Below are 521 nucleotides of genomic sequence, written 5' to 3'. Positions count from 1 at the left end.
AGCTTCAACTGTCAGAGTTGTGGTTACTTCATCAGACCAGACTCCTTTATTGTCCTGAACCTTGAATGAAATGATGTGAATTCCAACAGCAAGATCAGATGTATCGAAACTTGCTTCAGTACTCAGTTGAGCACTACCTTCTGTCCAAAGATACGCTGTTATTGAACCATCGGTATCTTCACCGCTTCCGGTAAAGGTTACAGAACTACCTACAGTTACAACAGTATCTGAAACTGGAGATACAATACTTGCTGTAGGTGCAAGATTCTGAGCTTCAACTGTCAGAGTTGTGGTTACTTCATCAGACCAGACTCCTTTATTGTCCTGAACCTTGAATGAAATGATGTGAATTCCAACAGCAAGATCAGATGTATCGAAACTTGCTTCAGTACTCAGTTGAGCACTACCTTCTGTCCAAAGATACGCTGTTATTGAACCATCGGTATCTTCACCGCTTCCGGTAAAGGTTACAGAACTACCCTTTGTTGCAGGATTTGGAGTGATAGAATCAATGCTGGCCA

1 protein-coding gene is annotated in these 521 nt (G+C 42.0%); it reads right to left on the bottom strand.

Annotated elements, in window-relative coordinates; translation table 11 throughout:
* Window positions 1-521, bottom strand: a 521-nt coding sequence (locus tag QZZ23_RS09555) for a PKD domain-containing protein (RefSeq protein ID WP_292469370.1), incomplete at both ends; no start/stop codon positions are given.

It is taken from the genome of Methanolobus sp. (genome assembly GCF_016278385.1).
Lineage (GTDB): Archaea > Halobacteriota > Methanosarcinia > Methanosarcinales > Methanosarcinaceae > Methanolobus.
This window is presented reverse-complemented; position numbering and strand designations above follow the sequence as displayed.